7 protein-coding genes and 1 pseudogene are annotated in these 8,176 nt (G+C 31.1%); 3 read left to right on the top strand and 5 right to left on the bottom strand.

Annotated features, from left to right (window positions below; translation table 11 throughout):
* Positions 1 to 197: IS200/IS605 family transposase (gene tnpA, locus DW000_RS09725; RefSeq protein ID WP_120056260.1), on the bottom strand; the 197-nt coding region annotated here is incomplete at its 3' end.
* Between the two features lie 203 nt (positions 198 to 400).
* On the opposite strand from tnpA, the gene DW000_RS09720 reads away from it, so the two are divergent.
* The 3 genes and pseudogenes from DW000_RS09720 to DW000_RS09705 all read left to right on the top strand — a co-directional run bounded on the left by DW000_RS09720 (position 401) and on the right by DW000_RS09705 (position 2,503).
* A complete protein-coding gene (locus DW000_RS09720) occupies positions 401 to 952 on the top strand; it encodes a helix-turn-helix domain-containing protein (RefSeq protein ID WP_243624592.1) in 552 nt (183 codons plus the stop codon).
* A 349-nt stretch (positions 953 to 1,301) separates the two neighbouring features.
* Positions 1,302 to 1,727: pseudogene (locus DW000_RS09980) on the top strand (helix-turn-helix domain-containing protein); the annotation flags it as partial.
* 215 nt (positions 1,728 to 1,942) lie between these two features.
* Positions 1,943 to 2,503, top strand: a complete 561-nt coding sequence (locus tag DW000_RS09705; RefSeq protein WP_243624590.1) for an IS3 family transposase — start codon at positions 1,943 to 1,945, stop codon at positions 2,501 to 2,503.
* Positions 2,504 to 2,834: 331 nt separating this feature from the next.
* On the opposite strand, the gene DW000_RS09695 is transcribed toward DW000_RS09705, so the two are convergent.
* From DW000_RS09695 to DW000_RS09680, 4 genes are all read right to left on the bottom strand, one after another.
* Positions 2,835 to 3,392, bottom strand: a complete 558-nt coding sequence (locus DW000_RS09695) for a hypothetical protein (RefSeq protein WP_120056252.1) — start codon at positions 3,390 to 3,392, stop codon at positions 2,835 to 2,837.
* Positions 3,393 to 3,399: 7 nt separating this feature from the next.
* On the bottom strand, positions 3,400 to 4,596 hold the full coding sequence (locus DW000_RS09690; protein WP_120056250.1) for an AAA family ATPase: 1,197 nt from the start codon (positions 4,594 to 4,596) through the stop codon (positions 3,400 to 3,402).
* 121 nt (positions 4,597 to 4,717) lie between these two features.
* A complete protein-coding gene (locus DW000_RS09685) occupies positions 4,718 to 5,977 on the bottom strand; it encodes a hypothetical protein (RefSeq protein WP_120056248.1) in 1,260 nt (419 codons plus the stop codon).
* Complete coding sequence (locus DW000_RS09680) at positions 5,974 to 7,392, bottom strand: hypothetical protein (RefSeq protein WP_120056246.1); 1,419 nt, start codon at positions 7,390 to 7,392, stop codon at positions 5,974 to 5,976. Before DW000_RS09680 ends, DW000_RS09685 begins: the two co-directional genes overlap by 4 nt.
* Between the last annotated feature and the right edge of the window lie 784 nt (positions 7,393 to 8,176).

Below are 8,176 nucleotides of genomic sequence, written 5' to 3'. Positions count from 1 at the left end.
AGCATATGCACATGATCTGCCATAAGCTCCCTCTCTATAATCTTGACGCCCTTATATTCGCATAAACGTCTCAGTATTTCACGTAAACTATTTCTGTATTGATTATATATAACTTTACGTCTATACTTAGGTATAAATACTATGTGGTATTTGCATAACCATTTTGTGTGCGCAAGGCTCTGTGTCTTTGTTGCCATATAAAATCACCTTTCTTTTGCATATAATGCGACTTGAACACCTACATTATACTTAAGCAAGGTGATTTTTTTGTATAACTTTCGTTGCCGCACCCGCATAGCGGGTGGTTTTATGATTCGCGACTACGTCGCGAACCAATCTAAAGACAATAACAGAACTGCACCCCAAAAATTGGACACAATTTTTGGAGGTGCAGTTTTTTATGTCAAAATATTCAAAAGAAGTAAAAGAAAATGCTATTTATCTTTCTGAAAAAGGATGGAATGCTTTTAGAATTGCTAAAGGGCTTGGGATTCCAGAAAGTACTGTAAATGGGTGGTTACTTAAATTTAAGATTAATCATAATATAAATAGAAAAATGGTTAAACAAGTATTTTCAGCAGACTTTAAACGTAAAGTTATTGAAACTAGATGGAAAAATAAGTTATCCTTTAAGGAAGTAGCAGAACATTTTAACTTAGATAATCCTAGCCTAATTGCAGCATGGCAAAAAAGATACTTAGATGAAGGAATCTCAGGATTACAACCTAAACCTAAAGGTAGACCATCTATGCAACCGAAAGAACTAATACCACCCACAAAAGATCAAAGTATTAAATCAGACAAAGAACGGATAAAAGAACTAGAAGCTGAAATTGCTCGGTTGAAATATGAAATGTCTTTTTACGATGACTTTATGAAAGAAATGCGTGAAATAGCTAAACCCAATAAGGCTGTAAAAAAAAAGCACAAACAATTGCCATCGAAAGATTAAGAAAAATATATCCTCTTCCGTTTATGCTCAAATACTTTGGTATTAGCCGAAGTACGTATTATGCACGCCTAGCCAGCATAAATAAAGGGGATAAATATATAGAGGAACGAGAAGCTATTCGTACCCTTGTATCGATAAACAAGGGGCGTTATGGATATCGACGAATCACAATAGCATTACATAAATTAGGCTTCAATATAAATCATAAAGTTGTGATGCGTATTATGAAGGAAGAAAACTTAACATGCAAAGTCCGACTAAAGAAGTACCGTTCGTATAGGGGCACCGAAGGAAAAATTGCTCCTAATATTATTAAGCAAAACTTTACGGCAACAAAGCCAGATTAAAAATGGACTACAGATATTATGAACTGCACCCCAAAAATTGGACACAATTTTTGGAGGTGCAGTTTTTTATGTCAAAATATTCAAAAGAAGTAAAAGAAAAGGCTATCTATCTTTCTGAAAAAGGATGGGGGCGCTTTAGAATTGCTAAAGAGCTTGAAGTTCCAGCAAGTACTGTAAGAAATTGGCTACACAAGTTTAAACTTAGTCATGATTTGACCCATAAAATTGGTAAACAAGTATTTTCAGCAGATTTTAAACGTAAAGTTCTTGAAACTAGGTGGAAGAATAAGTTATCCTTTAATGAAACAGCAGAATTATTTAATTTAGATAACCCTAGTCTAATTTCTATATGGCAAAAGCGGTATTTAGACGAAGGAATTTTGGGGTTGTACCCCAAGCCTAAAGGTAGACCATCTATGAAACCGAAAGAACTAATATCTCCCACAAAAGAGCAAAGTATTAAATCAGACAAAGAACGGATAAAAGAACTAGAAGCTGAAATCGCCCGGTTGAAATATGAAATGTCTTTTTACGATGACTTTATGAAAGAAATGCGTGAAATTGCTAAACCCAATAGAGCTGTAAAAAAAAAGCACAAACAATTGCCATCGAAAGATTAAGAAAAATATACCCCCTTCAGTTTATGCTCGAGTACTTTGGCATTAGTCGTAGTACATATTATGCACGTTTAGCTAGCTTAAAAAGTGGAGACAAATATGCAGAAGAACGAGAAGCTATTCGCACACTTGTGGCGATGAATAAAGGTCGTTATGGGTATCGCCGAATTACAATAGCATTGCATAAATTAGGCATTCATATAAACCATAAAGTTGTAATGCGTATTATGAAGGAAGAAAACTTAACATGTAAAGTTCGCCTAAAGAAATACCGCTCATATAGAGGTACTGAAGGAAAAATCGCTCCCAATATTATTAAGAGGAACTTTACTGCAACAAAGCCAGATCAAAAATGGACCACAGATATTACCGAATTTCACGTGTTTGGGCGTAAAGTTTATTTATCACCAATCTTAGATATGTATAATGGTGAAATTGTATCCTATGAAATATCAGAACGACCTGTATTAACACAGGTATTATCTATGCTGGATAAAGCCTTTAGGAATAGACCAAATAGCAAAGGCTGCATCCTACATTCAGATCAAGGTGGCAGTACCAGCATAGTACTTATCAAGAAACATTAAAAAATCACGCTATCATCCAAAGCATGTCTCGAAAAGGAAACTGTTTGGATAATAGCGTGATGAAAAACTTCTTTGGTTTGTTAAAGTCAGAGTTGTTATATTTAGAAAAGTTTGCTTCCTATGAAGATTTTATCAACAAATTAAAGGATTATATTAATTATTACAATACAAAACGCATTAAGCTCAAATTAAAAGGAATGAGTCCGGTAGAATACTGAACTCATTCCCCAAGAGTAGCTTAATTATATCTGTCCAAGAAAATGGGTGCAGATCATAAATCACATTTTAGGACAGCCTTATTACTATAAGTTTTTACCTTCGTAATACAAAACTAATGACACAAATCATAGAGACCATATTTATCTCTCAAATCACGTATTTTATTATATTGTACCTTCAACAAATGAGCTGCTTCCACTAAATTAGTAACCTCAAATTCAAACACACGCTTAACTGAACCTTCAGTTTTTATATCCCAATCGAAAAAGCCTTGGGCAAATTCAGATGCTTTAGGTTTAGGATTTTGCCGATTATATGTTTTCCATTCCTTTATATGTATAATAAATAAAATCTCAAACTCAGGGTACGTATATATATAATAGATAGGAATTTCCCGAAACTCTCTAGGTAACGTAATCGTTTCTTTCAAGCTATCTAATATATAAATGAGTACTGGTGGTTTATCATAATCATTACGCAGTATTTCTTGTAAATGTTTAGTGCGTAGTTTACGAGTGCGCAATTTTCTTAAATTATCAAAATTACAACTACTTACATCTAAAGTTAACTTTTCTTCTTCAGATAGCCACCTTAAGGCATCTTCTTCATTCCGGCCTTCACAAAAGAAAATAATATAATGATTTTCACATATATCTGTTAATGTAGACATACAACACCTATTTAACAGTACCCGCTAACGCCTGTTCTGCTGCTTTCATAGATGCATATTTAGGCACTGTCCCTTTAATTAAATTACCAAAAATGACATTTGATTTGAGTAATTCATTACGTTCAATTTCATCACTGTATTTAACAGCCTCTAATGTTCCATCATTACGTTTACGAGTGATATAAATATTATCTTTTCTTACAAAAGTATCTAATAGTTCTGGGTAGTGAGTTGTAAAAATCAAGCAGGCCCCATGTGGGTTATAATTGCGATTTTCAAATAAAGATAGAATCCATTCTACAAGGCGTTTATTAATATGATTTTCTATCTCATCAAATAGAATATACCCTCCTGCTTTCAATACGGATTGGAGAGCTGGAAAAAAGTGCAATGCTTTTACAGTTCCAGAAGATAAAATGGATTCTAGTTCATCATAAGATAGATTATACTCGGAATCACCATCTTTTTTGAATTTCAATTTGTATTTATCTTTGCCCTCTGACTGTTCAATACAACTAATTGCACTATCAAAACACTGTATAATCGACACATCAGGAATTGTAGGTCGTATATTCCGAACGGTATTATATTTTTCAAACGAACAAAGAACCTTTGTTGCCTTATCCTTAAACATACTCGCAATACTCATGTCATCAAGTAAAAACTTAGCATCTTCAAAATCGGTACGTTGATTAACAACCTTAGAGCGTACAAAATTAAATAGATTCTTTTTAGTTAGTTTTGAGAACGATCGTACTTTCAATATCTCATTCTTATAAATAAAATCATATTCATCGTCCAATGTATATCGTTTTATAATTGAAGATGTTAACTCTAATATTTGTTTACCAATTTCAAACCACATAACAAAAACTATTGGTTTCTCTTTTGTACCATCAGCACTTCCTATAATTTTCTGAATAATTGGTTTAATATGAGGGTCATTCAACCTAGCATCATTAGCCACAATCTGTAACAATATCTGAATAACTTCTAAAATCGTGGTCTTACCTGTTGCATTAAGACCTGTGAAAGCTATTATATTTTGGGAATAAATAGATGCTCCACTATCAATCCTATAAGCCCTTTCTATGTTGTCATTATCAGTAAGTAATTGGCTTACTTTATCGGTTGCTACTAAATCAATATGTAAATTTTTACCAAATAAATTAGTATTATGTATTTCAAACCCTAATAACCGCACTATAACACCTCCTTTTTTAATTATTATATCATAATTAACCCATTTAAAACATTTATTTTGTTTAAAAAGTAAAAAGATTTTGTAGTTCTATTTTATATACAACAACACCTGTCAATAACATTTATATGAACTCTAATAATCTCTGAATCGTCTCATATCGAGAGATATCTCGTATATATAAAGAATATCTTACTAATCGATCCAATGGAGATACATATAGGGAATCTCTATATGTCATTAAAATTGTTTTTAATTCTATTTTTAGATCATCAGATAGCATGCCTATCACAACTTTTATATATTCATAATCAAATACAGATCTTTTAACACTACTATTCTCAATCAATAGTACACTTCCATTCTTTATTAAATCAGTTAATATTTGTATACCTAGACGATAGTATTTATCCAGTTCTTCTAATGATAACCTTGCTACTTGTAATGTTTCAAAGAAAACCAACAATTCTTTTGCACCACATATAGCTTGTTTCCAATTCTCCTTCATATTGTCTAATGATGAACTGCTAAATAATAATTGTATTAATATATCATTAAGCATTAGCTGACCAGTTACATGATATACCCGATTAGTTTCCAATACATGATGCATCAATAATTCACATAAACAAGGGGCTTTCTTTAGCTGTAATCTAGAGCAAATGGCTTGATACAACCGATCTATCTTCTCTTTAATTTCATCTTGAGATAAACTATCCCCTGACAAGCTATTTCTTACTAAATTTTGATTCTGTAATCGTATATTATCATTATACTTAGTGATTAATCTGTTTAAATACTGTGTTAATGAATAAAAAGCAATACTTGCTGTAACAAAATCAGTAGAACATAGTAAAGTATCGATATATCTATTTCCATACTTGATAATATGATGGAACACTAACCAGTATGTATTATCTTTTCCTAATAAGTTAATATACTTATCTATATCTATATCATGCAATATATTAACAAGAATAAATAGAAATTTATAACTATATTCTAAATGATGGCATTCCATATATTGCATATCAATTGTATGATATAAAAACTTATGAGAACAGTCATCAATACAAGGCCTTATTTTATGATGTTTACTTGATAATAATCGAACTAGCCCACCATATAATTTACCTTTTAAATGATGTTGATCTATAAAGGTTCTTACTACAGACTCATCATTAGGATATATAACGAGCCATACCATTAACATAGATACAATATCCAAGGGTGACTGAATTTGCTCAATATTCCCACGAAACATATCTAGTTCTCGTTTCCAATAGTCTTTATATAAGTCAAATACATTTGAATTTATTCCATTAAATAAATCATTTAAAGTATTTAAAGCATCATATTTAACATGTACATTTAATTCACTCATAATAGCTTTGCCACCCCATCCATATGAGGTTGTACTGCATTATTCATTATACTTTCATATAGTGATTTAGCTGTAGCACCTGTGTATTTATGAATACAATGAAAATTTTCACCTAACGAATTAAATGATGTCCCTACAACAAGACATTGTATTTTTTTATCTGTCCGCGTAAATATAAATCGATCGTGAATCGGTATTTTAGTTTCAATACAACGTATACCTAAACTATTATTATGATTCCGATAATAATTTGCTACTGCTCGATATAAAGGAATATGTCTTAATAACTCATCTGCTGTGAAAGCTCGATTAATCCCATCTTTTCGAGTTACATAGAAAACAATAGTCTTCGATTTTGCTGACATGTTAGCCAAAATAGCAAGCCATTCAAAAATCTTATCTTTATCCTTATCATTCCTATAATCGGTAAAATAACTATCACAAATGACAATCTCATCAGCAGCATGATCCAGTTGTCTAATTATATAATCTTTTTCAATTTGTATATCCTCATCACTTCCACAATACAATATTTTATTTACATTATCTGCATATAATGCCACATTATCAACAATCTGTTTATTGTATGCCCTTAACAACTTCGGTTCAATCATTTTTCCTACTGTAAAAGTTTCTTTTTCACTAGATTGTTGAATAATCGTTTTCCCCAATCGCTTAAGCGACAGTTCCACAGGTTCGCGCTGTATATCAATCGCCATATGTATCGAACGTACAATAGATTTATCAATAGATTTATATATTAATTTCCCTTCATGATATATAAATATATCAAAACTTTGCCAAGGATGCTCAGAACTAATATTAATTCTTTTGTTCCCTCTCTCAACATTAACAATAACCGTATCGACAATATACTCAGTATCACCTAAATCATCATAACTTTTAAAATGCACTATAAGCATAGAATCTACAGGAAGATTTGTAAGCGTAAGACCATCAACCCCATCTACTTCATTTCCCCTTACTTCTACAAGAGTAGGCTCAAAGATAAAAATATCCCCTAAATGTAATGGATATTTTTTAAGTTGTAAACCACAATATGTATTAATAAAATCAAATAATTCTACCAATACGTTAACATCATTAGATGTAAATGCATCACTATAAAATAAAAATGACGGTTTTTTAGTTACTATATAGTGACTACAATATGCTGATGCCATATCTCCATAAGGATTCAAATCCGCCCCAGTAGACAATACCCCCTGTATAGATATCAATGGACTCACCTTATTAAGCACAACATCACTATCTACTTTTCGTTCTATAAATTCTAACAGTTTACCATCTAGTGTAGTACATTCCTTATGATTAATGATATCAACATCATCAACCCCTCTATGATACACACAAATAATATCTTCTCCATCAAAAACAATCCTGTTTTCAATCATATAAATACCCTCCTAATATATAAAAATGTATCAACAAAACATTTGTTGATACATTTCAATAAAGAGAGAATAAAATCCTGCTAAAATATGTAATTGTATATATTCAACGATCATAACCAGCCGTAAAATAGGTAATTTGCTGTGCTCCTATAACGGACTTTTCGTCGCTAGGAGGTTCTTTTCTTTTCTACATAAACTTTACCATCCCTCAACTTAACTAATAGTTTAGTCCTAACTATTTATTATTTCCACATAAAACTTATAAATAATATCACTAAGATATTCATATTCTAATAATAAAAATACAATTGAGGATATTATTACTAATTAATCTATATTTGTTTCTAAATAACTCAATAATATTTTCAATTTTTGATCTATTGGTACCTCTAAACTATCAGGCATAAGACCCAATTTTAATGTTGTTCTATCTTTTAATTCATCAAATATACTGAATGATTTTATCGATTCACAAAATATCCTCCGTTTTTTTCACAAGTTAGTATAAATTCTATATCTTGAACTAACAAAAGTTCAATAGCATTAACAAATATACAAAATAATTTTCAAGTCAATATATTCTTTGTATCCTCTATATAGCTTTAATAAAATAATCTAGCTTTGATAAAAAATCATATTAGGTATATCATGTATAATTTCAGCAGTTGTTTTTATAGAACTTAATATAGGAATATTGCTAGTAGCAAACAAATCAAATATATTTAGAGCCAAATCAGAACCACCCGTAAAACGGGTGGTTTGCTCACGGGCTATAAGCCCGTAG

The sequence above is a fragment of the Veillonella sp. AF36-20BH genome (genome assembly GCF_003602765.1).
GTDB classification, from domain to species: domain Bacteria; phylum Bacillota; class Negativicutes; order Veillonellales; family Veillonellaceae; genus Veillonella; species Veillonella hominis.
Note: the sequence above shows the minus strand (reverse complement) of the source record. Positions and strands in the feature narration are given on the sequence as shown.